The organism is Leifsonia aquatica, assembly GCF_014190775.1.
Lineage (GTDB): Bacteria > Actinomycetota > Actinomycetes > Actinomycetales > Microbacteriaceae > Leifsonia > Leifsonia aquatica.
On sequence record NZ_JACHVP010000005.1, the window covers coordinates 300,625 to 323,737 of the forward strand.

The 23,113-nt window shown below is 70.0% G+C and carries 24 protein-coding genes, 1 tRNA gene and 1 pseudogene; 12 read left to right on the forward strand and 14 right to left on the reverse strand.

Annotation, left to right across the window (positions count from 1 at the left end):
* Positions 1 to 48: 48 nt before the first annotated feature.
* Both FHX33_RS19670 and FHX33_RS19675 read left to right on the forward strand, forming a co-directional pair.
* Positions 49 to 630 (forward strand): TetR/AcrR family transcriptional regulator, encoded by a 582-nt coding sequence (locus tag FHX33_RS19670; protein WP_021765129.1) that lies wholly within the window; start codon positions 49 to 51, stop codon positions 628 to 630.
* 233 nt (positions 631 to 863) lie between these two features.
* A complete protein-coding gene (locus FHX33_RS19675; protein ID WP_021765130.1) occupies positions 864 to 1,649 on the forward strand; it encodes an Ig-like domain-containing protein in 786 nt (261 codons plus the stop codon).
* Positions 1,650 to 1,655: 6 nt separating this feature from the next.
* Here FHX33_RS19675 and FHX33_RS19680 read toward each other — a convergent pair whose 3' ends face one another.
* Complete coding sequence (locus FHX33_RS19680; protein WP_021765131.1) at positions 1,656 to 2,048, reverse strand: DUF1801 domain-containing protein; 393 nt, start codon at positions 2,046 to 2,048, stop codon at positions 1,656 to 1,658.
* Between the two features lie 9 nt (positions 2,049 to 2,057).
* A complete protein-coding gene (locus tag FHX33_RS19685) occupies positions 2,058 to 3,167 on the reverse strand; it encodes a calcium:cation antiporter (RefSeq protein WP_021765132.1) in 1,110 nt (369 codons plus the stop codon).
* Between the two features lie 120 nt (positions 3,168 to 3,287).
* Here FHX33_RS19685 and FHX33_RS19690 point away from each other — a divergent pair, with 120 nt between their 5' ends.
* Both FHX33_RS19690 and FHX33_RS19695 read left to right on the forward strand, forming a co-directional pair.
* Positions 3,288 to 3,926, forward strand: a complete 639-nt coding sequence (locus FHX33_RS19690; RefSeq protein ID WP_183428881.1) for a DUF4232 domain-containing protein — start codon at positions 3,288 to 3,290, stop codon at positions 3,924 to 3,926.
* A 22-nt stretch (positions 3,927 to 3,948) separates the two neighbouring features.
* Complete coding sequence (locus FHX33_RS19695) at positions 3,949 to 5,226, forward strand: chloride channel protein (RefSeq protein WP_248616227.1); 1,278 nt, start codon at positions 3,949 to 3,951, stop codon at positions 5,224 to 5,226.
* Positions 5,227 to 5,270: 44 nt separating this feature from the next.
* On the opposite strand, the gene FHX33_RS19700 is transcribed toward FHX33_RS19695, so the two are convergent.
* A tRNA-Lys gene (locus tag FHX33_RS19700) sits at positions 5,271 to 5,343 on the reverse strand.
* Positions 5,344 to 5,402: 59 nt separating this feature from the next.
* Here FHX33_RS19700 and FHX33_RS19705 point away from each other — a divergent pair.
* The 3 genes from FHX33_RS19705 (at position 5,403) to FHX33_RS19715 (ending at position 7,582) form a co-directional block, all read left to right on the forward strand.
* Positions 5,403 to 6,035 (forward strand): DNA-directed RNA polymerase subunit beta, encoded by a 633-nt coding sequence (locus FHX33_RS19705; RefSeq protein ID WP_183428882.1) that lies wholly within the window; start codon positions 5,403 to 5,405, stop codon positions 6,033 to 6,035.
* A 204-nt stretch (positions 6,036 to 6,239) separates the two neighbouring features.
* Entirely contained in the window at positions 6,240 to 6,800 is a 561-nt protein-coding gene (gene sigK / locus FHX33_RS19710; protein ID WP_021762532.1) for an ECF RNA polymerase sigma factor SigK, read from the forward strand.
* Positions 6,797 to 7,582 carry an anti-sigma factor gene (locus FHX33_RS19715; protein WP_021762531.1) on the forward strand — a complete coding sequence of 262 codons (786 nt, stop codon included), beginning with the start codon at positions 6,797 to 6,799 and terminating at the stop codon, positions 7,580 to 7,582. Before sigK ends, FHX33_RS19715 begins: the two co-directional genes overlap by 4 nt.
* A 109-nt stretch (positions 7,583 to 7,691) precedes the next feature.
* On the opposite strand, the gene pstB is transcribed toward FHX33_RS19715, so the two are convergent.
* The 9 genes from pstB to FHX33_RS19760 all read right to left on the reverse strand — a co-directional run bounded on the left by pstB (position 7,692) and on the right by FHX33_RS19760 (position 17,718).
* Positions 7,692 to 8,471, reverse strand: coding sequence for a phosphate ABC transporter ATP-binding protein PstB (gene pstB / locus FHX33_RS19720; RefSeq protein WP_021762530.1), 780 nt, complete (start codon positions 8,469 to 8,471; stop codon positions 7,692 to 7,694).
* A 46-nt stretch (positions 8,472 to 8,517) separates the two neighbouring features.
* Positions 8,518 to 9,621 (reverse strand): phosphate ABC transporter permease PstA, encoded by a 1,104-nt coding sequence (pstA, locus tag FHX33_RS19725; protein ID WP_021762529.1) that lies wholly within the window; start codon positions 9,619 to 9,621, stop codon positions 8,518 to 8,520.
* The gene (pstC, locus tag FHX33_RS19730) at positions 9,621 to 10,568 is read right to left on the reverse strand and encodes a phosphate ABC transporter permease subunit PstC (protein ID WP_021762528.1); all 948 of its coding nucleotides are present in this window, start codon (positions 10,566 to 10,568) and stop codon (positions 9,621 to 9,623) included. The genes pstA and pstC overlap by 1 nt, the downstream gene beginning before the upstream one ends.
* Before the next feature lie 98 nt (positions 10,569 to 10,666).
* Entirely contained in the window at positions 10,667 to 11,761 is a 1,095-nt protein-coding gene (gene pstS / locus FHX33_RS19735) for a phosphate ABC transporter substrate-binding protein PstS (RefSeq protein WP_021762527.1), read from the reverse strand.
* A 164-nt stretch (positions 11,762 to 11,925) separates the two neighbouring features.
* Positions 11,926 to 12,801, reverse strand: coding sequence for a L,D-transpeptidase family protein (locus FHX33_RS19740; RefSeq protein ID WP_183428883.1), 876 nt, complete (start codon positions 12,799 to 12,801; stop codon positions 11,926 to 11,928).
* Between the two features lie 70 nt (positions 12,802 to 12,871).
* Positions 12,872 to 13,681 (reverse strand): hypothetical protein, encoded by an 810-nt coding sequence (locus tag FHX33_RS19745; RefSeq protein WP_021762822.1) that lies wholly within the window; start codon positions 13,679 to 13,681, stop codon positions 12,872 to 12,874.
* 118 nt (positions 13,682 to 13,799) lie between these two features.
* Positions 13,800 to 14,738, reverse strand: a complete 939-nt coding sequence (locus FHX33_RS19750; RefSeq protein WP_021762823.1) for an NUDIX hydrolase — start codon at positions 14,736 to 14,738, stop codon at positions 13,800 to 13,802.
* The gene (locus FHX33_RS19755) at positions 14,735 to 16,933 is read right to left on the reverse strand and encodes an RNA degradosome polyphosphate kinase (RefSeq protein ID WP_021762824.1); all 2,199 of its coding nucleotides are present in this window, start codon (positions 16,931 to 16,933) and stop codon (positions 14,735 to 14,737) included. Before FHX33_RS19755 ends, FHX33_RS19750 begins: the two co-directional genes overlap by 4 nt.
* A gap of 92 nt (positions 16,934 to 17,025) precedes the next feature.
* Positions 17,026 to 17,718: a response regulator transcription factor gene (locus FHX33_RS19760; protein ID WP_021762825.1), complete on the reverse strand. Its 693-nt coding sequence runs from the start codon at positions 17,716 to 17,718 to the stop codon at positions 17,026 to 17,028.
* 90 nt (positions 17,719 to 17,808) lie between these two features.
* Here FHX33_RS19760 and FHX33_RS19765 point away from each other — a divergent pair, with 90 nt between their 5' ends.
* From FHX33_RS19765 to ygfZ, 3 genes are all read left to right on the forward strand, one after another.
* Positions 17,809 to 18,177: a hypothetical protein gene (locus FHX33_RS19765; protein WP_021762826.1), complete on the forward strand. Its 369-nt coding sequence runs from the start codon at positions 17,809 to 17,811 to the stop codon at positions 18,175 to 18,177.
* Positions 18,178 to 18,321: 144 nt separating this feature from the next.
* Positions 18,322 to 18,918 (forward strand): heme-binding beta-barrel domain-containing protein, encoded by a 597-nt coding sequence (locus tag FHX33_RS19770; protein ID WP_021762827.1) that lies wholly within the window; start codon positions 18,322 to 18,324, stop codon positions 18,916 to 18,918.
* Positions 18,918 to 20,051: a CAF17-like 4Fe-4S cluster assembly/insertion protein YgfZ gene (gene ygfZ, locus FHX33_RS19775; protein ID WP_021762828.1), complete on the forward strand. Its 1,134-nt coding sequence runs from the start codon at positions 18,918 to 18,920 to the stop codon at positions 20,049 to 20,051. Before FHX33_RS19770 ends, ygfZ begins: the two co-directional genes overlap by 1 nt.
* Before the next feature lie 95 nt (positions 20,052 to 20,146).
* Here ygfZ and FHX33_RS19780 read toward each other — a convergent pair whose 3' ends face one another.
* Positions 20,147 to 20,965, reverse strand: a complete 819-nt coding sequence (locus FHX33_RS19780; protein WP_183428884.1) for a class I SAM-dependent methyltransferase — start codon at positions 20,963 to 20,965, stop codon at positions 20,147 to 20,149.
* A gap of 40 nt (positions 20,966 to 21,005) precedes the next feature.
* Here FHX33_RS19780 and FHX33_RS19785 point away from each other — a divergent pair, with 40 nt between their 5' ends.
* Positions 21,006 to 21,755 (forward strand): phosphoglyceromutase, encoded by a 750-nt coding sequence (locus tag FHX33_RS19785; RefSeq protein WP_021763853.1) that lies wholly within the window; start codon positions 21,006 to 21,008, stop codon positions 21,753 to 21,755.
* An 87-nt stretch (positions 21,756 to 21,842) separates the two neighbouring features.
* On the opposite strand, the gene phoU is transcribed toward FHX33_RS19785, so the two are convergent.
* Positions 21,843 to 22,499: a phosphate signaling complex protein PhoU gene (gene phoU / locus FHX33_RS19790; protein WP_021763854.1), complete on the reverse strand. Its 657-nt coding sequence runs from the start codon at positions 22,497 to 22,499 to the stop codon at positions 21,843 to 21,845.
* A 195-nt stretch (positions 22,500 to 22,694) separates the two neighbouring features.
* Between phoU and FHX33_RS19795 the strand changes: the two are divergent.
* Positions 22,695 to 23,113, forward strand: a pseudogene (locus FHX33_RS19795) (two-component sensor histidine kinase); the annotation flags it as partial.

Genomic DNA, 23,113 nt, shown 5'->3' on the forward strand with positions numbered 1-23,113 from the left:
GTACACAGATCGGTTTACTTTGTCCACCGTCGTCCCTAGAATCGGCTCATGACCACCGCCGCCGTCGAGCCCCGGCCCAAACCGCGCGAGCGCGTGCTCGCCGCCGCCGCCCGGCTCTTCATCGGCGAAGGCGTCAACGCGGTCGGTGTCGACCGCATCGCCCAGGAGGCCGCGGTCTCCAAACGCTCGATCTACCAGCACTTCGACGGCAAGGACGCCATCATCGCCGAGATGCTGCGGGAGTACGGACCGCGCGTCGTGGCCGGCTACTTCACCGAGAGCGACGACCTCCCCCCGCGCGAGCGCGTCCTGCACGTCTACGACGCGCTGCACGCGGCGGCCGAGGCGAGCGACTTCTTCGGCTGCCCGTTCGTCAACGTCGCCACCGAGCTGCGCGACCGCGAGCATCCCGCGGCGCAGGTGGCGCAGCACTTCAAGGGCGAGCTCACCGCCTTCTTCGAGCGCCAGGCGGTCGCCGCCGGAGCCTCGGAGCCACACCTTCTCGCCGTGCAGCTGACGCTGCTCTTCGACGGCGCCTCCGCGAGCGCGGCGCTGTGCGGGGGGACCCCCGTCGCAGCCCGCCTCGCCGCGGAGCAGCTCTTCGATGCGGCGATCGTTCGCGGCTGTTGAGTAGCCGTCGGGCGCTACTGAGGCACCAGCGACCGACTGCGTCGTTCCTTTCCCCATAGCTACTGAATTCGGAGGGCGCGTCGCTCCTTGCGGGCATCGGCGCTACGCGTCTCCCTGAGGAAACCTCGGAAGGCGCCCGATCGGGCGCTTCTAATATGTCACATCTCCTCGCTCCGATGGAGTGCGGCCGACCGGCCCCAACGGACATACCCCGACCAGATGTGGACAAGCTTATGAACCGTTTCCTGCGCACCTTCCTGATCTCCGCGACCGTCGCCGTCGGCGCGGTCGTCACCATCCCCGCCGCGGCCTCGGCGGCTCCGATCGAGGATCGTGCCGCGGGCGAATCACGGATATTAAAACCGCCGGCGAGCAGTACGGTCGCGCCCGGTCAGGTGTACTCGATGACGGTCTACGATGCTGCGACGCTGGAGGCGACTGTAGGAGAGACGGTGCAGCTGGTGGCGTTGCCTCTCCGATTGGTGCCCGGTCAGTCCGTCTGTGGCAGCGGTATCCAGATCGGCGAAGGCCCAATCCGCCCCGACGGAACGATCGAGATCACCGCGACGGGAACCGTTGAGGATGGTCAGACCGTCATCTACTTCTGCCACCCCCGCGTGGGCGGCGGAGGCTACATCTACACCATGGACAACCCGTTCGAGCTGCGGTCGCCCGGTGCCGATGAGGGGCTTCCCGTCGACCGGGCGGTCGTGACCGGCGTCGGGAGCCCCGGTGCCCAGGTCGACGCGCGCACCGCCGACGGTTCGCCGGTCGGCAGCGCCGTCGTCGGCCAGGACGGCACCTGGTCGGTGACGCTCAGCGATCTGGCTCAGGGCCCCACGACGATCACCTTCACCCAGGGCTCGAAGTCGTTCGACGCCGACTTCACCATCGTCAGCGAATCCGAGAGCACGCCGCTCGTCGATCCCGTCAGCGGAGGCGCGCTCGGCGCGAGCGCTCTCGCCCTCGGGCTCGGCGTCCTGGTGCTGCGTCGTCGCCGCACCCGCACGGCGGTCTGACGGCCTTTAGCCCCGCTTCGCGATCGCCCGCCAGCCGCCGGCGCGGTTGTCCGCGATCAGCCGGCGCAGGAAGGCGAGCAGCGCCTCCCGCGCGATCGGGTCTCCCTCGCGGAACCCGATCGTGCGGGCCGTGGTGTTCGTGTGCCCTGCCGTGATCAGCCCGTCGGGGTCCGGCACGATGCCGCCGTCGTAGACGAACAGGTTGACGTGGTCCTTCGCGGCCAGGAAGGCGCACACGTTGCCGTCCAGCACGAAGTACGGCTGCACGGTGCGCTTGATCGTCTCCTCGACCTCCGGGTCGGCCTCGTGGATGAGCTCCCGCAGCTCGGCGAACACCGCACGCTGCCACTCCGGCAGCGGCTCGAGGTAGGCGTCGACGCGCGGATCCCGGGAACCCATGGGCTCAGGCTACGGCGCCACCGAGAGGAAGATGAAGGCCGCGAACAGGATGAGGTGGATGCCGCCCTGCATCCGCACCGCGCGTCCCGGCATGAGCGTCAGGATGCTGACGGCGACGGTGAGGGCCAGCAGCACGATCTGACTGGCGCCGAGACCCAGGTGCAGTGCGCCGGGGAGCCAGATCGAGGCGACGGCGATCACCGGGATGGTGAGGCCGATGCTCGCGATAGCCGAGCCGAGGGCGAGATTGAGGCTCGTCTGCATCCGGTTGAGCTTCGCCGCCTTCGCGGCCGCGATGCCCTCCGGCAGCAGTACCAGCAGCGCGATGATCACACCGACGAACGACTGCGGCAGCCCGACCGCGGTGACCGCGCGCTCCAGCGGTGTCGACTCGAGCTTCGCGAGGCCGACGACCGCGACCAGGGCGACCAGGAGGAGGCCGAGACTGATCAGAGCGGTGCGGTTCGACGGCCGCTCGGCGTGGCTGTCCTCGTCCTCCTCGTTGCCGTTGCCCTCACTGGGCTTCAGAGCGACCGGAAGGAAGAAGTCGCGATGCGCGAAGGTCTGGGTGAAGACGAACATCGCGTAGAGGGAGATCGAGGCGAGGGCTGCGAACACCAGCTGGCTCGGCGAGAACTGCGGGCCGGGTGTCTCGGTGAACGTCGGCACCACCATCGTGAGGGTGGCCATCGCGGTGACCGTCGCGAGCGCGGCGCTGCTGCCCTTGGGGTTGAACGAGGTCATCGACCCGCGGCTCGAACTGAGGAGCAGCGAGAGGCCGACGATACCGTTCATCGTGATCATGACCGCCGAGAAGACGGTGTCGCGGGCGAGCGTCTCGGAGTCCTTGCCCGAGGTCATCAGCGTCACGATCAGCGCCACCTCGATCACGGTCACCGCCACCGCGAGCACCAGGGAGCCGAAGGGCTCGCCGACCCGGTGGGCCACGACCTCCGCGTGCTGGACCGCCGCGAGCACGGTGCCGCCGAGCACGAGCGCGATCAGCACGACCGCCCAGGGCTGGAGCTCGACCGTCCAGAAGGCGACGAGCAGGACGACGCCGATGATCGGGACGACGACCGCCCAATAGCGGGTGAGCCAGGATGCGATCGCTTTCATGGGTCCATCCTGCCAGGGCGCGTCTCCACACCACATGGGTGCTTTCGCTCCGGCGACCGATCCGGGCGACACCCGGCGCGCTGCCACGGCTGCCGCCTCCCGTGCTGGTGGGATGGGCGCATGGCCCGCTCACGGATCCTCTCGTCCCGCCCCGCCGCCCCGCGTCTCGTCGCTGCCGCGCTCGCCGCCGGCGCTCTGGTCCTGGCCGTCGCCGGGTGCTCGGCGTCCGGCTCGCCGACCTCGACACCGACCGCGTCGACGTCGACCTCCACGTCGACCGCGACCTCGACGCCGCGACCGACAGGCACCAGCAGCTCGGCACCGGTCGATGGGCAGTGCGACACGGGGTCGCTGAGCGGCAGCATCCAGCCCGGCGGAGGCGGTGCGGCGGGCAGTGTGGAGGTCACGCTCGTGCTGACCAACAACGGCAGCGCGCAGTGCGCGCTGCAGGGTTGGCCGGGCGTGTCGTTCGTCGGCGACGGCAACGGCACCCAGCTCGGTGCACCGGCCGACTTCGACCGCAGCGCGCCGCACCCGACGGTGACCCTGCAGCCGGGCGGCACCGCGCAGGCGGCGCTCAAGATCGTGCAGGCGGGGAATTACTCGGAGTCGGAGTGCGACCCGAAGCAGGCGGACGGTTTCCGCGTCTACCCGCCCGGGTCGACGGAGTCGCTCTTCGTGAAGGATGCGGATGTGACCGCGTGCCAGTCGGACTCCATCTCGCTGCTGACGGTGAAGGCACTCGTTCCGGGCGCCTGAACGCCTCCGTTACGCTGAGCGGGTGACTTCCGCCCGAGCCGTGCGTCGTCCCGGCGCCCCGTCCTGGGTGATCCGTCTCGTCGTCGTTACCGCTCTCGTGGGTGTGGGCGGAGGCATCGGCGGCGCCTTGGTGTACCTCGCGCTGCACGCGATCCAGCACCTGGCGTTCGGGTACTCGGAGGGGTCGTTCCTCGAGGGGTTGCAGGAGGCTCCGCCCGTCAGCCGTGTGGTCGCGCTGGTCGTCGCCGGAGTGATCGGCGGCGTCGGCTGGTGGCTGCTCCGGTGGTGGGGGCGGCGTCGCCCCGATCACGCCGTCGTCTCGGTGGAGGCGTCGGTCGGAGGCCGCCGGATGCCCGGCATCGTGACGCTCGTCAACGCCGCCCTCCAGATCGTCATCGTCGGCCTCGGCGCCTCCATCGGCCGCGAGGTGGCGCCACGGGAGGTCGCGGCGCTCTGGGCAGGCTGGCTCTCCGACCGTGCGGGCGTGACAGCTCGCGAACGCCGCATCCTGGTGGCGTGCGGAGCCGGAGCCGGCCTGGCCGCCGTCTACAACGTGCCGCTCGGCGGTGCCGTCTTCGCCGTCGAGATCCTCCTGGCCGAGGTGAGCTTCGCCACCATCCTGCCGGCCCTCGCGACCTCCGCGATCGCCGCACTCGTCGCCCGCATCGTCGTGCCCGCGAACCCGCTCTACGCCGTGGAGCAGGTGCCGCTCTCGCCGACGATCGTGCTCTGGTCCGTGCTCGCCGGACCGCTGCTCGGGTTCGCCGCCGTCGGGTTCGTGAAGCTCGTGGGCTTCGCGCAGCGCCACCGCCCGAAATCGTGGGGCATCCTCATCGTCATGCCGCTCGTCTTCGCGGCCGTCGGCGTGGTCTCGCTGTGGCTCCCCGCCATCCTCGGCAACGGGAGGTCGCTCGGCCAGCTGGCCTTCACCGCTGCGATGCCGGTGCTGTTGATCTTCGCCATCACCGTGGTGAAGACGGCGTCGACCGTGGGCACGATCGGTGCCGGTGCCGCCGGTGGCACCCTGACCCCCTCCCTGGCGATCGGCGCAGGTCTGGGCCTGACGATCGGGGCCCTCTGGAACCTGATCTGGCCGGGCGCTCCGCTCGCCGGATTCGCCCTCATCGGCGCCGCGGCCTTCCTCGCCGTCACGATGCGGGCGCCGTTCACCGCCCTGGTGCTCGTCATGGAGTTCACGAACCAGGGCCTCCAGCTCCTCGCCCCGATCATGCTCTGCATCGCGGGGGCCGTCGCCGTCGGCTATCTGATGGAGCGCGGCCGCGTCACGGGCGTCGCGTAGCGCCCGGAGCGGGGGAGGATCGGCGCTCGTCCGCGATCATGGAGTGGGCCCGGTGGGGCTCGAACCCACGACCCGCGGATTAAAAGTCCGATGCTCTGCCAACTGAGCTACAGGCCCGATCGTTGACTAATCTACCGTGGATCGCACCCGTCCCGCGCACGGGGGAGAATGGGGCAATGGCGGAACGACACCACAAGCCGGTCACCTTCCCTGGCGGGATGTTCGAGGCGTTCCTGGGCGGGGAGGATCCCGCCCAGATCAGTCGCGTCGCGCACGAGACCGCCCGAGCGCTGCTCGCCCGCGTGCGCGAGAACCCCGACCCCGACGTCGTCGACCGGCTCGTCGCGTACACCGACGCGAACGGGATCGACGCGCTGGCGGAGCTCTGGTCGCGGTCCAATGCCAAGAGCCTGCCCGGCGCGCTGTGGCGCATCTACCTGCTGCGGCTGCTGATCCGCCAGGACGCCGAGGGCACGGCACTGCTGTACCAGCGCGGCACCGAGGTGCTCACCTCCATCGACCCGGTCGTCGCGGGGGCGCCCACGCCGGCGGGCCCTGCCGAGATCACCGAGCTCGCCGACCGCATCCTGCGCGGCCTGTTCGAGGGCGACTTCGCGGGCGCCCTGGACCGTGCCGCCGCGTTCTGCCGGGTGACGGCAGCGGGAGCGGCCGCCGTGGCGGACGACCGCGACGTCGTGCTCGACACCGATCGCGCGGCCGAGCTCACCACGCGCGCCCTGCGGTTCACCACCACGGCCGAGGAGCTGACGGCGTGCGCCCGACTCTGGCGCTCCGACTCCCTCGACTGATCGGCCACTCAGCGGATTCCCCGTTCTCGGGCGGCGAACGACACGCCCTGGAGGTCCGCCGCGGCTTGTGTACTATTGATGGAGCCGGGCCGCAGTAACCCCGGGCTCCAAAACTTGCCGCTCCGAGCGGCCTCGCGCCGAGAGGCGTTCTGCGGCCCGGCACTACTGTCCCCCGCACCGGACAGCTGACAGAGCGGAGACGACGTGGACGACGCCGCGGCGCCGGATCTGGACGACCTCCTCGTTCGCACCGCCACGGGCGACCAGCACGCGTTCTCCACCCTCTACGACCACACCGCGGCGCGCGTCCTCGGCCTGATCCGCCGCGTCCTCATCGACGCCGCGCAGTCCGAGGAAGTCGCCCAAGAAGTCTTTCTCGAGGCATGGCAATCCGCTTCGCGTTTCGATCCGAACAAAGGTCGAGCGATGACGTGGATCATGACGATGGCCCACCGTCGAGCGATCGACCGGATCCGGGCGTCCCAGGCGTCCCGAGACCGGGACACCGCCGTGGGCATCCGAGACCTCCCCACGGCGTACGACCAGGTGGCCGAGACGGTCGAGGTCCGGATGGAGAGCGAGAGAGTGGAGGTGGCCATGGCGACGCTGAGCGAGGCGCAACGTCAAGCGATCACGCTCGCCTACTACGGCGGCCTCAGCCAGAGTGAGGTCGCGGCGGAACTGGGCATTCCATTAGGCACAGCGAAGACACGGCTGCGCGATGCGATGATACGGCTGCGAGAGGAACTGGGGGTGACACGATGACCGACGAGACCCGGCCGACACCCGCGCGCCTCGGCGCCGAACTGGGCGCCGAGAACGAGCAGGAGGCGCGCGACTTCGAAGACGTCGCGGCCCAGCTCGGCCTCGCCGCGGAGCCGGTCACCCCTCGACCGGAGCTCAAGGCGGCGCTGTTCGCCGCCATCCAGACGACCCCGCAGTTGCCGGCCGAGCCGGAGGCGGCTCCCGCACCCGTTCTGACCCCTGTGCCCGCCCCGGAGGCCGTGCAGGCCGCACCCACGGCTCCCGCCGCCCCGGAAGCACCAGCCCCGGAGGCCACCCCGGCCGAGCGCAGGGCTCAGCGTCGCTGGTTCGCCCGTCCCGCGATCATCGCCGCCTCTGCGGCGGCGGCCGTCATCCTCTTCTTCGGCGGAGCCATCGTCGGCGGGACTATCGCCGGCAATGACTCCACCCAGCAGCAGGCGTCGGCACTCGCCCAGATCAACGCCGCACCGGACGCCCAGCGCGCGAGCGCGGCCGTCACCGGCGGCGGCACGGCGACCCTCGTGTGGTCGGCTCAGCTCGGCACCTCCGCGCTGATCGCCAACGACCTGCCGAACCTCCCGAACGACAAGACCTACGAGCTCTGGTACATCCGCGACGGCAAGGCGACCTCGGCCGGAACGATGGATGCCGCCGGCACGGGCTCGACCTGGAAGGTGCTCGCGGGCACCATGAAGGCAGGCGACACGGTCGGCGTCACGGTCGAGCCGAGCGGCGGATCGCCGCAGCCGACCACCAACCCGATCGTCGCCATCCCCTCCTGACGACACGGCCGCGCAGCCGGCCGCCCAGAACGCGAAAAGTGCGCCGATCCCCCTCGGATCGGCGCACTTTTCGCGTGCTCGGCGGCCGCTCGGCCGGCCGGGCGCGGGATCAACCGAAACGGCCGGAGACGTAGTCCTCGGTGGCCTGCACACTCGGGTTGGAGAAGATCTGGTTCGTGTCGTTGTACTCGATGAGCTTGCCCGGCTTGCCGGTGCCCGCGATGTTGAAGAACGCGGTGCGGTCCGAGACGCGCGAGGCCTGCTGCATGTTGTGGGTCACGATCACGATCGTGTAGTCGTTCTTGAGCTCCTCGATGAGGTCCTCGATCGCGAGGGTCGAAATCGGGTCGAGGGCCGAGCAGGGCTCGTCCATCAGGAGCACGTCGGGGGAGACCGCGATCGCGCGCGCGATGCAGAGACGCTGCTGCTGGCCGCCCGAGAGGCCGGAGCCGGGGAGGTTGAGGCGGTCCTTGACCTCGTTCCAGAGGTTCGCGCCGCGGAGCGACTTCTCGACCAGGTCGTCGCTGTCCGGCTTCGACATGCGGCGGTTGTTGAGCTTGACGCCGGCGAGCACGTTGTCGCGGATGCTCATCGTCGGGAACGGGTTGGGGCGCTGGAACACCATGCCCACCTGGCGGCGGACGAGCACGGGGTCGACGCCGGAGCCGTAGAGGTTGTTGCCGTCGATCAGCACCTCGCCGTCGACGTAGGCGCCGGGGATGACCTCGTGCATCCGGTTGAGGGTGCGGAGGAACGTCGACTTGCCGCATCCGGACGGGCCGATGAACGCGGTGACCGTGCGGGGCTCGATGGTGAGCGAGACCCCCTCCACAGCGAGGAACTTGCTGTAGTAGACGTTCAGGTCGTTGACTTCGATGCGCTTGGACACGTTTTTCCTTGTCTGCGTTGGTTCGAGAAGCTGTGGGAGGCCGGGGTCAGCGGCCGTACTTGGGGGCGAAGGCCTTCGCGATGATCCGGCCGACGAGGTTCAGGAGCATGACGATGATGATCAGGGCGAGCGCGCCGGTCCAGGCCCGGTCGATCGAGTCCTGGGCGTGCAGGCCCGCCGCCTGCGTGTACTGCGTGTACACGAATACGGGCAGGCTCATCATGCGTTCGCTGAAGAGGTCGTAGTTCATGCTGGTCGTGAATCCCGCGACGATGAGCAGCGGCGCGGTCTCACCGATGACGCGGGCGATCGCGAGCATGATGCCCGTGACGAGGCCGGCGAGCGAGGTCGGGAGGATCACCTTCAGCACGGTCAGCCACTTCGGCACGCCGAGCGCGAGCGAGGCCTCCCGCAGCTCGTTCGGGACGATCCGCAGGATCTCCTCGCTCGAGCGCACGACGACCGGGATCATCAGCACCGACAGTGCGACGGATCCCATGAACCCGTTGCGGATGGCGGGCCCGAAGAACAGGGCGAAGAGGGCGTAGGCGAACAGGCCGGCGACGATCGACGGGATGCCCGTCATCACGTCGACGAAGAAGGTGATGCCGCGGGCGAGCATCCCGCGCCCGTACTCGACGAGGTAGACCGAGGTCAGCAGGCCGATCGGCACCGAGATGAGGGCCGCCATGGCGGTGATCAGCAGGGTGCCGGTGATGGCGTGCAGGGCGCCTCCGCCGGCACCGATGACGTTACGCATCGACTCCGAGAAGAAGGCGATGTCGAAGCGGGCGAGGCCCTGGGCGATCACGGTCCAGCCGAGCGAGATGAGCGGCAGCAGGGCGATGATGAACGCCGTCGCCACCAGCGAGGTGATCAGGCGGTCCGTCGCCTTGCGCCGGCCCTCGACCAGCAGCGACGTCGTGTAGATCGCGACATCGAAGAACACGGTGCCGAAGAAGACCGCCCCGACGATGTTGAAGTCCTTCGTGATGCCGCTCGCGGCCAGGATGGCGAAGATCGCCCCGAAGACGATCCACGACGCGACGAGCATCGTCCACGGCGACCAGCGGGGCAGCTTGCCGGCCGTGTAGGAGTTGGCCAGGGGCCGTGGTGCGGCGGTGGCGGTGGCGGTGGTCGTGGCGGCCATCAGTTCGCTCCCGAGAAGGCCTTGCGGCGGTTGACGATGTACCGGGCGAGCATGTTGATCAGCAGGGTCACGACGAACAGCACCAGGCCGGAGGCGACGAGGGCGTTGACGCCGATGCCTGTCGCCTCGGGGAACTGCAGGGCGATGTTGGCGGCGATGGTGTTCGGGCTCTGCGCCTGCAGCACCGCGAACTTGACCACCAGGGCGGGGGAGAGCACCATCGCGATCGCGAGCGTCTCGCCGAGGGCGCGGCCGAGGCCGAGCATGATCGCGGAGATGATGCCGCTACGGGCGAAGGGCAGGACGGCCATGCGGACCATCTCCCACCGCGTCGCGCCGAGGGCGAGCGCGGCCTCCTCGTGGAGGCGCGGCGTCTGCAGGAAGATCTCGCGGCAAATGGCGGTCATGATCGGGATGACCATGACGGCCAGGACGACCGCCGCGGTCAGGATGGTGCGGCCCGTACCGGAGACCGGCGGGGCGAAGAAGGGGATCCAGCCGAGGTAGGTGCTCAGCCACACGTAGAACGGCTGCACGAACGAGGCGAGCGTCGCGATGCCCCAGAGGCCGAAGACGACCGACGGCACCGCCGCGAGCAGGTCGATGATGTAGCCCAGGGTCTGGGCGACCCGGCGCGGGGCGTAGTGCGAGATGAAGAGGGCGATGCCGATGGAGAGCGGCGTCGCGATGAGGAGCGCGATCAGGGCGGCCCAGATGGTGCCGAACACCAGCGGCCAGACCCACGACCAGAAGTTCGTGGCGTTGTTGGGCAGATCGCCCGCACCGGCGAAGAGGGCCGGGATGCTCTGCACGACGAGGAAGATCGCGACCGCGGCCAGGATGGCGAGGATCAGGGATCCCGCGACGATGGTGCTGGTGGAGAAGACGCGGTCGCCGAGGCGGACCTTCGCTCTCGGTCTGATGGCTCCTGCGGTTCCGGCGGTCATTCGTGGCTTTCTCTCATCGGGTTTCCCGCGCGAGGCGGGTGAGGGGAGACACACCGCTCGGCCCGGGCTGCAGACAGCCCAGGCCGAGCGGCGGGGTGTTACTTGATGCTGGCGACGGCCTTGCTCACCTTGTCGGCGAGGTCGGTCGCGAGCGGGGCGGAGCCGGCCTGCTCGGCGGCGGCCTTCTGCGCGTCCGCGCTGACGATGTAGTCGACGTAGCCCTTCACCAGGTCGGCCTTGGCGGAGTCCTTGTACTCCTGGCAGGCGACGATGTAGGAGACGAGGACCAGCGGCCAGTCGCCCTTCTTGTCGGCCTTGCGGTCGATCGCGATGGCGAGGTCGTTGGCGGTGCGGCCATCGGCGATGGGCGAGGCGGCGACGACCGCGGCTGCGCCGTCGGCGCTCAGCTTGGTGTAGGTGTCGCCCACCTTGAGCTGCGCGATGGAAAGACCGGCCGAGCCCGACTCGTCGATGTACGTGATCGAGTTCTTGGCGTTCTTCGTGGCGTCCGCGACACCCGAGGTGCCCTTGGCGGCGTCACCGACCTGGAACGGGAAGGTCTGCGAGGCCGGGGCGGTCCAGACGTCCGCAGCGTTGGCCGCGAGGTACTCGGTGAAGTTCTGGGTGGTGCCCGAGTCGTCGGAGCGGTGCACGACGGTGATCGGGGCCGACGGGAGCGTGGCGCCCGAGTTCTGGTCCTTGATCTTCGCGTCGTCCCAGGTGGTGATCTTGCCCGAGAAGATGCCCGCGATGGTGTCGGCGTCGAGCTTGAGGTCCTTCACGCCGTCGACGTTGTACGCGATGGCGATCGGGGAGATGTAGACGGGGAGGTCGATGCCCTTGCTGCCGGCGGCGCAGCCCGCGAAGTCGGAGGCGAGCTCCTCGGTCTTGAGCGCGGCGTCGGAGCCGGCGAAGTCGGCTGCGCCCGAGATGAAGGACTTGCGGCCTGCGCCGGAGCCCTGCGGGTCGTAGTTGATGGTGACCTTGGGGTTGGCCTCCTGGAAGCCGGCGGCCCAGACGGTCTGAGCGGCGCCCTGGGCGGACGAACCGATGCCGTTCAGCGTGCCGGAGAGGTTGGAAGGCGCGGCCGACGTGGTCGACGGGGTGCTGCCCTCGTTCGACGCGCACGCGGTCAGAGAGATGGCGGCAGCGGCCAGAACGGCCAGAGGAGCGCCAAGACGCTTCAGTTTCACAGTTGTCCCTTCCGGGGATCAGTAACAACAGGACGGGGTCGGTGCGACCCGCGTGTGACGCTATTCCCGGTGTCTGACCAGCGTCCCCCGCAACGGTAAACGGAAGGTGAACGAGGGGTGTTTTCTTCGTCGGCGCCTCGGTGGGATCCGCGCGTTTCCGGGGCCTACGCCACGATGCGGACGGGTGTCCCGAGCGGCAGGGCGTCGATGGCTGCGACGGCGTCGGCTGCGACGCGGATGCAGCCGTGCGAGATCGCTCCCTGCCGATCGTCCTCGTAGTGGATCCCGATGAGGCCGCCGTCATCCCCTCCGTAGGGTTCGTCGGCGCCGGTGGCGTGGAGCGACGTGAGCTGGATCCGGTGCTCGGCCTGGCCCTGGGCCGGGTCGAGGTAGCGGGCCTGGAGGTACCCCGTGACGTCCGTCGGCGTGGGCGTCTCCGGCGTCCCCACCCCGACGGGGAACGTCTGCTTGGCCGTGCCGGCGGCGTCGGTGATGGTGAGGGTCTGCGCGGAGACGGACACGACGATCCTGTCCGGGAGGCCGCCGACGGGTTTGAGCGCGGCGGTAGGGATCCAGGCAGCCGTCTGCGCCGGCGCCGGCGATCCGGGTGTGGCGGCCGACGGCAGGGTCTGCCTGCTCGCGGTGAGGATGAGCGACCAGGCGCCGTCGGTCGTCACCGGCACGACGATGGTCGGCTCGCCGAGGAAGTCCTTCGCCGGGACGCGTGCCACCGGCGTGCTGAAGTCCGCGCCGTACACGGCGGAGTCGAAGCCGACGGTCATGGCGAGGGAGAATTGCGGGTTCGCCGGGGCGGCGAGGAGCCCCGGGACGACCGCGTCATAGACGGCGGCCGGAAGAGCGGCGAGCTGAGCGGGCGACAGGGCTGCGGGGAGTGGCGGCCCGGCGGGCGCCGTCGGCGTCGGTGTCGTCGTCCGAGCCGGCGAGGGCGCGTGGCCCGTCGGTGTCGCGCCGGCCGGAGAGCACGCGGCCAGCGCGCACCCGAGCAGAAGTGCGGTCAGGCCGAGCAGGAGGCGTCTCATGGTGTGCGTTCTCGACAAGGCCGGGGCGGGACGCGCGCGCGTCCCGCCCCGGCGGATGATCGTGTGACGGTCAGCCGCTGACGACCGGGAGGTGCGTCGTCGGCGCGTTCGTCTGACCGGCTGCGGGATCGACCCCGTCGCCGACGGCGAACCGCGGCGAGGTCCCGCCTCCGGCGGACGCGACGGTCGGTCCGGTCACCGAGACGGTCGCCGTGAGCACGAGGTTCGAGGTCGCGCCGGTGAAGGTGAAGGTGATCGGGCCGGCGACCGCCTGCCCCTGGGCGAGGTAGTAGTAACCCGTCGTCAGGTTGCCGTCCGAGTCCGCGGTCTGGTCGGCGATCCCCGGGACCGGGGTCGATGCGTAGACGGCGGTGCCGGTGATCCGCTCGCCGGGATCGAAGCCCGAGAGGGTGAAGGCGAAACCGCTCGACGGGTCCACGAACTGGTCGGTCGTGAGCTCCAGCAGGTTCGGCAGGATCGCGGCCGGCCAGCGGACGTCGAGCTCGACCGGCGCCGAGGCCGTGCCGTCGGTGTCGGTCGCGGTGACGAAGTAGTGGTCGGCGGGACCGGCCGCGAACGGCGGCGTGGCGGGGCTGAACGTGACCGACGGGAAGTCGCCCGCCGCGGTGGTCGTGGTGGTCGTGCTCCCGAGCGGAGTCGTGCCGTTGTAGGTCACCTCGATGGTGACGTCCGCGCTCGCGGCGAAGCCGGTCCCGCTGACGGTGATGCCGGAGCCCCAGCTCCCCGCTCGGTAGACCGCGTCATCGACGGTGATGGCCGCGCCGGCGGCGTTCGCCGGAGCGGCGAGCGAAAGCCCTCCGAGGACGGCCCCCACCGCCACGGCCACGATCCCGATCCGTGCAGCGAATCGATGGTTCATTCTTCCCCCTTGTTGTGTTGTGTGGTGCGGACCCGATGTCCCCCACCAGTGATCATGGCAGAGGGGTGCACGGGCCGGAGAGTTGCAGCGGTGAAGATTTCATCACGAATGCACGTACTCACACCGCCGCGGGCGCGTAGGTCTCGATCGAGATGATGCCGGAGGCGGGATTCGTCGACGACAGGTGCACGACGGAGAAGCCGCCGGTGTCGAGATCGGCGGCGTCGTTGAGGTACGCGCCGGGCATCGTCCCCGTCGCGAGCGCGATCTCGCGCAGGATCTCCGGGAGCACCGGGCCGTGGCTGCAGAGCACCGCGTTCTTGCCGGCGCGGATGCGTTTGCCGACGACGGAGCGCACGTCACCCTGTCCCTCCTCGTACGCCTCCTGGCTGATGTCGTGGGTGCGATGCGGCTGGATCCCCGTCGCTGCGGCGAGGGGCGCGACCGTCGCGACGCAACGGACCGCGTCGCTCGTGACGATGCGCTTCGGCCGCCAGGCCACCAGGGTCGGCACGTCTCCGGCGGCCTGCTTGACGCCCCGGTCCGTGAGGGGGCGGGAGGCGTCGGAGCCGTCCCAGCCTCCACGCGGCTCCGCCTTGCCGTGGCGCAGGGCGATGAGCGAGAACGTCGACGTGATGCCCTGGCGCAGGAAGCCGTCGAACGCGTCCAGGATCTCGACGTCGCGCTCGTAGGTGAGGTAGCCGCGCGCCTTCTTGATCGTGACCCACTCGACGGCGGCGATCTCGTTGTTCGGCACGAACGTCGACTGCTCGATGGCCTTCGGGGACACCTCGGCGGCCCAGTAGTGGACGATCTTCTCGCGCCCGCTGCTGAGGGGATAGCGGGAGACGCCGAGGGGGAGGCCGAGACCGACCTTCAGCCCGGTCTCCTCGTGGATCTCGCGGATCGCCGTCTGCGGGAGCGTCTCGCCGGGGTCGACCTTTCCCTTGGGGATGGTGACGTCGCCGTACTTGGTGCGGTGCACGACGAGCACGACGATGCGATCGTCGACGACCCGCCAGCACAGGGCACCGGCGGCGTAGATGGCCGGACTCACCGCCTGCTTCCCGTGCGCTGGCTTCGCGGTCGGTGGCTGATCTGCTGCATGAGCTTATTCTGCAGGTCGATCAGCGGTTTGCCGTCGTCGTCGAGGTGGTGGCGGGTCCAGTCGCCGTCCTCGGCGAGCGACCACGAGGCGGTGCGGCCGTCGAAGGCGAGGTCGAACAGACCGTCGAGCTCGGCGATGTGCTCGGGCGACGTCAGGCGCACGAGGGCCTCGACGCGGCGGTCGAGGTTGCGGTGCATCATGTCGGCGCTGCCGATGTAGACCTGGGGGTCGCCGTCGTTGACGAAGGAGAACACCCGGGAGTGCTCGAGATAGCGGCCCAGCACGGAGCGGACGCGGATGTTCTCCGACAGCCCCTCGCGGCCCGGGACGAGGCCGCAGATGCCGCGCACCCACAGGTCGATCGGCACCCCCGCCTGGCTGGCGCGGTAGAGCGCGTCGATGATCGCCTCGTCGACGATGGAATTGAGCTTGATCCGGATGCCGGACGGCTTGCCCGCGGCGGCATTCGCACGCTCGGTGTCGATGCGCTTGAGCAGTCCCTTGCGGAGATGGAGAGGCGCCACGAGGAGTCGCTTGAACTTCTTCTCGATGGCGTAGCCCGAGAGCTCGTTGAAGAGACGCGTGAGGTCTTTGCCCACCTGGTCGTCGGCCGTCAGCAGGCCGAGGTCCTCGTAGATGCGCGACGTCTTGGGGTTGTAGTTGCCCGTGCCGATGTGGCTGTAGTGCTTGAGGACGCCCTTCTCCTCGCGGATGACGAGCGCGAGCTTGCAGTGCGTCTTGAGTCCGACGAGGCCGTAGACGACGTGCACGCCGGCCTTCTCGAGCTTGCGGGCCCACGAGATGTTGTTCTGCTCGTCGAACCGTGCCTTGATCTCCACGAGGGCGAGGACCTGCTTGCCTGCCTCTGCCGCGTCGATGAGCGCCTCCACGATGGGGCTGTCGCCCGACGTGCGGTACAGCGTCTGCTTGATGGCGAGCACGTGCGGGTCGGCTGCGGCCTGCTCCAGGAACGCCTGGACGCTGGTCGCGAACGACTCGTAGGGGTGGTGCAGCAGGATGTCGCCGCGCGAGACCGCAGCGAAGACGTTGGGCTTGGCGTTCGGCTCGGTCGGCATGAGCTGCGCGGCCGTGGTCGGCACATGGTTCGGGTAGTGGAGGTCCGGCCGGTCGATGCGGGCCAGATCGAAGAGTCCGCCGAGATCCAGCGGCGCGGGGAGGCGGTAGACCTCCTGCTCGGTGACGTCGAGCTCGCGCACGAGCAGCCCCAGCGTCACGTCGTCCATGTCGTCGGTGACCTCGAGCCGGATCGGCGGCCCGAACCGGCGGCGCAGCAGCTCGCGCTCGAGCGCCTGGATGAGGTTCTCCGTCTCGTCCTCGTCGACCTCCACATCCTCGTTTCGGGTCACCCGGAAGACGTGGTGATCGAGGATCTCCATGCCGGGGAAGAGGTCGCCGAGGTGGTTGGCGATCAGGTCCTCGAGGGGGATGAACCGCACCTCGCCGAGCCCTTCGCGCTGGTCGATGCGCACGAAGCGAGGGAGCATCTGGGGCACCTTGAGACGCGCGAACTGCTCCTTGCCCGTGCGGGAGTTGCGCACGCGCACGGAGAGGTTGAGCGAGAGTCCCGAGATGTAGGGGAACGGGTGCGCCGGGTCGACCGCGAGCGGCATCAGCACCGGGAAGATCTGCTGCGAGAACACCTCGCGCATCTGGGCGCGGTCGGCCTCGTCGAGCTGGTCCCACGGCACCACGGAGATGCCGGCGGCGTCGAGGTCGGGCTCCACCAGCTCGCGGTAGGCGCGGGCGTGCCGCTCCTGCAGCTCGTGCGCCTTCAGGGAGATGTCGGCGAGGACGTCCTGCGGGGCGCGCCCCACGTTGGTGGGAACGGCCAGACCGGTCGCGATGCGGCGCTTGAGGCCGGCCACGCGGACCATGAAGAACTCGTCGAGGTTGCTCGCGAAGATGGCGAGGAAGTTGGCGCGCTCGAGCACGGGCACCAGCGGATCCTCCGCGAGCTCGAGCACGCGCTGGTTGAACGCCAGCCAGCTGATCTCGCGGTCGAGGTACCGGTCGTCCGGCAGGTCCGGGTCGGGCTCGTAGATGAAGGGCGCGAAGTCGTCGTCGAAATCGCTGCCCAGGCTTCCGGTCAGCCCGCTGTCGAGGAGGATGTCATCGGCGTCCATCCCCCCATCTTGGCACTCGCCTGCGACGTCGGGGACGGGGTCCGGTTAACGGTGGATAAACGCGCTCTCCACAGTGCGGCGCTGGACGCAGTTCACTGGTGGACGCTCGACGGCACGCGGTCGTTGTCGTCGTCGTACACGTTGAACCGGTAGCCGACGTTGCGCACCGTGCCGATGAGCGACTCCAGGTCGCCGAGCTTCGCGCGCAGGCGTCGCACGTGCACGTCGACGGTGCGGGTGCCGCCGAAGTAGTCGTAGCCCCACACCTCGCTGAGCAGCTGCTCGCGGGTGAACACCCGGGAGGGGTGGGTCGCGAAGAAGCGGAGCAGCTCGAACTCCTTGAACGTCAGGTCGAGCTGGCGGCCGTGCGCCTTGGCCGAATAGCTGGCCTCGTCGATCGTGATCCCGGAGGCCTGGATCTTGCTCTGCGAGTGCTCCTGCGTCTGGCGGCCGATGGCGAGACGGATGCGGGCATCCACCTCGGCGGGGCCGGCGGAGTCGAGCACCACGTCGCTCGCGCCCCAGTCCGCGCTCACGGCGGTGAGGCCGCCCTCGGTGAGGACCAGTAGAAGCGGCACGGTCACACCGGTCGTGGTCAGGATCTTGCAGAGCGACTTCGCACTGGCCAGGTCGCGGCGGGCGTCGACGAAGATGAGGTCGCAGCTCGGGGCGTTCACGAGCGCCGCCGGTTCGGCGGGGATCTGGCGCGTGCGATGACTGAGGAGGGCGAGCGAAGGCAGCACCTCCACGTCGGGCGCAGAGGTGAGGATCAACAGCTGCGCCACCCAGGTCCTCCACCCTCTCGGTGCCGTAATGCTACCCGAAATGCATGCCCCGGCCGTCCGCGAGGGCTGCGCTCAGGGCACAATGGGTTCATGAGCGACATCGCGAACGGCGCGCCCGGGCCCGATCTGCCCGGTCCCGGTCCGCATCCGCAGGGCCCCGCCGCGGCCGTCGAGCCGCCGGAGCCGATGCCGCGACCCGCTCTGTACGGCAGCGTCGGCTCCGTCTGGGCCGTCTCGATCGTGCTTGCGGTGCTCATCGGCGTCCTCTCACCGCACAGCGCATACGCCTCCTGGCTCTCGCTCGCCCTGGGCGTGAGCGTGCTCCTGGCGTTCGCGGCCCAGCTCGCGACCCAGCGCAAGGACGGCTTCGTCAACCGTCTGGCGGCGACGCTCACGGGCAGCTTCGTCATCCTCGGGATCACCGGAGCGGTTCTCGCCATCGTCTCGGCCGCCGGCTGACATAGACTCTCCGTATGCTCGTCGCTCTCGAACTCCTCTTCGTCGGCCTGCTGGGCCTGGCCACCCTCGCGATCCTCGGCGTCTCCGGACTGGTCGTCTACAACCTCTTCCGCGGCCAGCGCTAGGCGGGGGAGCGGTCACGTCATGATCGAGATCCCGACCGACCTCCCCTCCGAGCTGGTGCCGCTCTCCTGGCTCATAGGCGTCTGGGAGGGCACCGGCGTGCTCGACTACGCCGTCGGCGACGAGCACACCGAGCTCGAATTCGGCCAGCGCGTGAGCTTCAGCCACGACGGCCAGCCGTACCTCAACTACTCGTCGACCTCCTGGATCCTCGACGAGGAGAAGACCCCGCTCGCGGCCGAGACCGGCTATTGGCGGCTCAGTCGCAAATTGATCGAGGGCGACCAGGGGCCGGCGATGCTGCCGGGCTCCGGCCCGAGGCCGTTCGGCACGGCGCAGGCGGTTGAGACGCTGCGCAACTCCAACGGTGCCTTCGACATCGACGTCTCCGTCATCCACCCCGACGGGGTCAGCGAGCTCTACCTCGGCCAGGTGAGCGGACCGCGCATCGACCTGGCGACCGACGCCGTCGTGCGCACCGCGGGCGCCAAGGAGTACACGGCGGCCACCCGCCTGTACGGGCTCGTCGAGAACCACCTCCTCTGGGCGTGGGACATCGCCGCGCTCGGCCAGGAGCTCCGGACGCACGCGTCCGCCCGCCTCGCCAAGGCGGAGTGATGACCGCTTCGCCGTTCCTCCGCCTGCCCGGCGCCGTCGACGCTGCCGCGATTCCGGGAGCGACGGCCGAGGCCGGCGTCCCCGCCCACTACGGCAACCCGCTCGGGGAGCAGCGCGCGCTCGCCGAGGGCCGTGCCATCGTCGACCTCTCCGACCGCGCCGTCCTCACCATCACCGGGCCGGACCGGCTGAGCTGGCTCAACTCGCTCACCAGTCAGGCGCTCACCCGCCTGCAGCCCGGGGAGTCGTCAGAGACGCTTCTGCTGGATGTGACCGGCCGGGTCGAGCACGCGGTCCGGCTCGTCGAGGACGGCGAGACGCTCTGGCTGCTCGTGGACCGCCCCGAGGTCGAAGGCCTGCTGTCGTGGCTCGACCGGATGCGCTTCATGCTCCGCGTCGAACTCGCCGACCGCAGCGACGACCTCGCGACGATCGGCACCCTCGGCGATCCGCCTCTCCCCATCGCCGCGCCGAACGGGGTGCCGCTCATCTGGCACGACCCGTGGCGCGCCGTGGCGGTCGGAGGCCACCAGTACGCGCAGGGCGAGCATCCCGGAGCCGGGTGGACCTGGAGCGAGCGCCTCGTCCCGCGCGATGCCCTGGAGTCGATCGTCGCCCGCGTCGAGAGCGGCGAGCTGACCGCTGCCGGCGCGTCGGCGGCCGACGCTCTGCGCATCGCCGCCTGGCGGCCGCGGTTCTCCACCGAGGTCGACGAGCGCACCATCCCGCACGAGCTCGACTGGCTGCGCAGCGCCGTCCACCTCGACAAGGGCTGCTACCGCGGGCAGGAGACGGTGGCGAAGGTCCACAACCTCGGCCACCCGCCCCGCCGCCTCGTGATGCTGCACTTGGACGGCTCCGAGGGTGCGCACCCGGTGCGAGGCGCCTCCGTCTCGCTGGGTGAGAAGGAGGTCGGCACGGTGACCTCCACCGCTCTGCACTACGAGCTCGGGCCGATCGCGCTCGCCGTCGTCAAGCGCAGCACCGCCCCGGACGAGACCCTCACGGTCGACGCCGACGGCACGCTGGTGGCGGCCGCGCAGGAGGTCGTCGTGCCTCCCGGCGCCGGGGCCGAGGCGCAGATCCCGCACCTCCCGCGGCTGGGTGCGGTCACGCGTCGGCCGCGCGCCTGACGACCACCGCATCCCTCCCGCACATGTGCACCAAATGTCGCGAATGCGGCGCCCGAACTCGACATTCGCGCCAAATGTGGGGCGTTCGAGGCGCCTCAAGCGGGCGCGACGGCGCTCCACGCGACGGTCAGCTCGCCGAGCCGCCAGCGCGAGCGGCCGCCGCTGATGGGCCAGCCGGCGTCGCGCATGCCCTGCGCGACGGCGATCCAGCGCTGCGATGGTCCGTAGGCCGCCAGTGGCGAGTGGATGCGCCACAACCGGTCCAGCTCGGTCAGGAACGCGTGCACGCGCTCGCCCGGCACGTTGCGGTGGATGAGCGCCTTCGGCAGCCGTTCCGCCACGACGGACGGCGCCTCCAACCCGCGGAGGCGCAGCGACACCGTGAGGGAGACCGGTCCGCCGGGATCGAGCGCGACCCAGCTCGCGATGCGCCCGATCTCGTCGCACGTGCCCTCGACCAGCAGTCCGCCGGGCTGGAGCCGCGCCAGCATCCGGTTCCACGCGGCCGCGACCTCCCCCTCGTCGTACTGCCGCAGCACGTTGAACGCGCGGATCACGGCCGCGCGTCGCTCGTCCGGTAGCGGCACCTCGAAGCCGCCCAGGGCGAAGCGGATGCGCGCGTCGGGCGCGAAGCCGGTCTGCCCGGCGCGCACCGCCACGAGCTGCTCCTCGGCGGTGCGCACCCGGGCCGGCTCGATCTCCAGGCCGACGACCTCGACATCCGGTCGCGCCTTCGCCAGCCGCTGGTGCAGTTCGAGCGCGGTCACGCCGCTGGCGCCGTAGCCGAGGTCGACGACGAGCGGGTCGGAGGTGCGCCGGAGCACCGGCTGGGCCGCGACCCAGCGGTCGACGCGGCGCAGCCGGTTGGTGTTGGTCGTGCCACGCGTCACCGTGCCGATCGCACCGGAAGCCATCGCTCCAGTCTGCCGTACCCGGCACGGTAGATTAGGAGCCATGTCCGCGCCCTACACTTTGATCCTCCTCCGCCACGGCAACAGCGAGTGGAACCAGAAGAACCTGTTCACCGGCTGGGTGGACGTCCGGCTCAGCGAGCAGGGCGTCACCGAGGCCAAGCGTGCCGGCGAGCTGCTCGCCGAGTCCGGCCTCCAGCCCGACATCCTCTACACCTCCGTGCTCACGCGCGCGATCCAGACCGCGAACTACGCGCTCGACGTCTCCGACCGGCTCTGGATCGACGTGAAGCGTTCGTGGCGGCTCAACGAGCGCCACTACGGCGCCCTGCAGGGCCTGGACAAGGCCGAGACGCTGGAGAAGTACGGCCCCGAGCAGTTCCAGCTCTGGCGCCGCTCCTTCGACGTGCCGCCGCCGCCGCTCGACGACGACAGCGAGTTCTCGCAGGCGCACGACCCGCGTTACGCCGGCCTCGGCGACGACCTGCCGCGCACCGAGTGCCTGAAGGACGTCATCGAGCGGATGCTCCCGTACTGGGAGTCCGACATCACGGTCAGTCTCGCCGAGGGCAAGACGGTGCTGGTCACCGCGCACGGCAACTCGCTGCGGGCGCTCGTGAAGCACCTCGACGGCATCTCGGACGACGACATCGCCGAGCTCAACATCCCGACGGGCATCCCGCTGGTCTACAAGCTCGACGCGGACTTCCGCCCGACCGAGCCGGCCTACTACCTCGACCCGGAGGCCGCCGCCGCCGGTGCCGCCGCGGTCGCCGCGCAGGGCAAGAAGTAGCCGCCAGACGGCACGAAGTGCACGAAAAACCGCCGAGCGGGCGAAGTATTCGCCCGCTCGGCGGTTTTCTTTCGAGCGCGGGTGGGTTCAGGAGGCGAGCTCGGGAGCCCAGTCGCCGGTCGCGAGGTACTGCACCTTCTTGGCGATCGAGACCGCGTGGTCCGCGAAGCGCTCGTGGTACCGGGAGGCGAGCGTCGCGTCGACGGTGTCGACGGCCTGACCCTTCCAGGTCTCGCCGAGGACCTTGTCGAACACGCTGGCGTGCAGCTCGTCGACGTCGTCGTCGTCGTTGCGGATCTCGTCCGCGAGTCGGATGTCCTGGGAGCGCAGAAGCTCGGCGAGCTTCTCCGCGATGGCGACGTCGAGGCGCCCCATCTCGGCGAAGGTGCTGCGCAGGCCCTTCGGCACGACCTTGTCGGGGAAGCGGTAGCGGGAGAGCTGGGCGATGTGCTCGGCCATGTCACCCATGCGCTCGAGCGAGGCGCTGATGCGCAGCGCGCTCACGACGATGCGCAGGTCACGCGCGACCGGCTGCTGCCGGGCGAGGATCTGGATGGAGAGCTCGTCGAGGAGCACGGTGAGCTCGTCGATCTTCTTGTCGTTGGCGATGACGTCCTCGGCGAGCGACACGTCGGACTCGTTGAAGGCCCGCGTCGCATCCTGGATCGAGCGGACGACGAGCTCGGCGATCTCGACGAGGCGGTCCTGGACTTCGGCCAGCTCCTGCTGGAAAACTTCGCGCATGGGGGGTGGGATCCTTCCTGGGCGTGCGCGGGCACGCGGGATGCGGGGGTCGAATGACCCCGCTCAGCATGTTCGCCGCACCAGGTTAACAGTGGGTGACCTGAGCCCGAACACTGTCTAACGTACCCGCGAAAACACGCGGCGGAACGGGGCACGCGGCCACCCGCGCGTTCCGCCATCCCATACGCTTGCCGCATGGACTCCGCCTGGTTGGTGCTGCTCTCGCTGGGCTTGGGCCTCGCCGTCGGCGCCGGATTCGTGTGGATCCTGCACATCGCCGCCCGGCGCGGCGACCACGCCGCGGCCGTGGTGAACCCGGCCGTGCCCGACGGCGTCGACCAGGTGCTCGACGCGATGGAGTCGGCCGGCGTCGTGATCGACCCGTCCAACAACGTGATCAAGGCCTCCCCGGGGGCGCACGCCATCGGCCTGGTGTGGGGCGGGACGCTGGTGCACCCGCACCTCGTCGAGCTCGTCGACCGGGTCCGCCGCTCCGGCGAACCGGTGACGGAGGAGTGCGAGCTGGCCCGCGGACCGTTCGGCGACGCGAACATCCATCTGAGCGTGCGGGTCGCCCGCCTCGGGTCCCGCTACATCCTGCTGCTCGCGGAGGG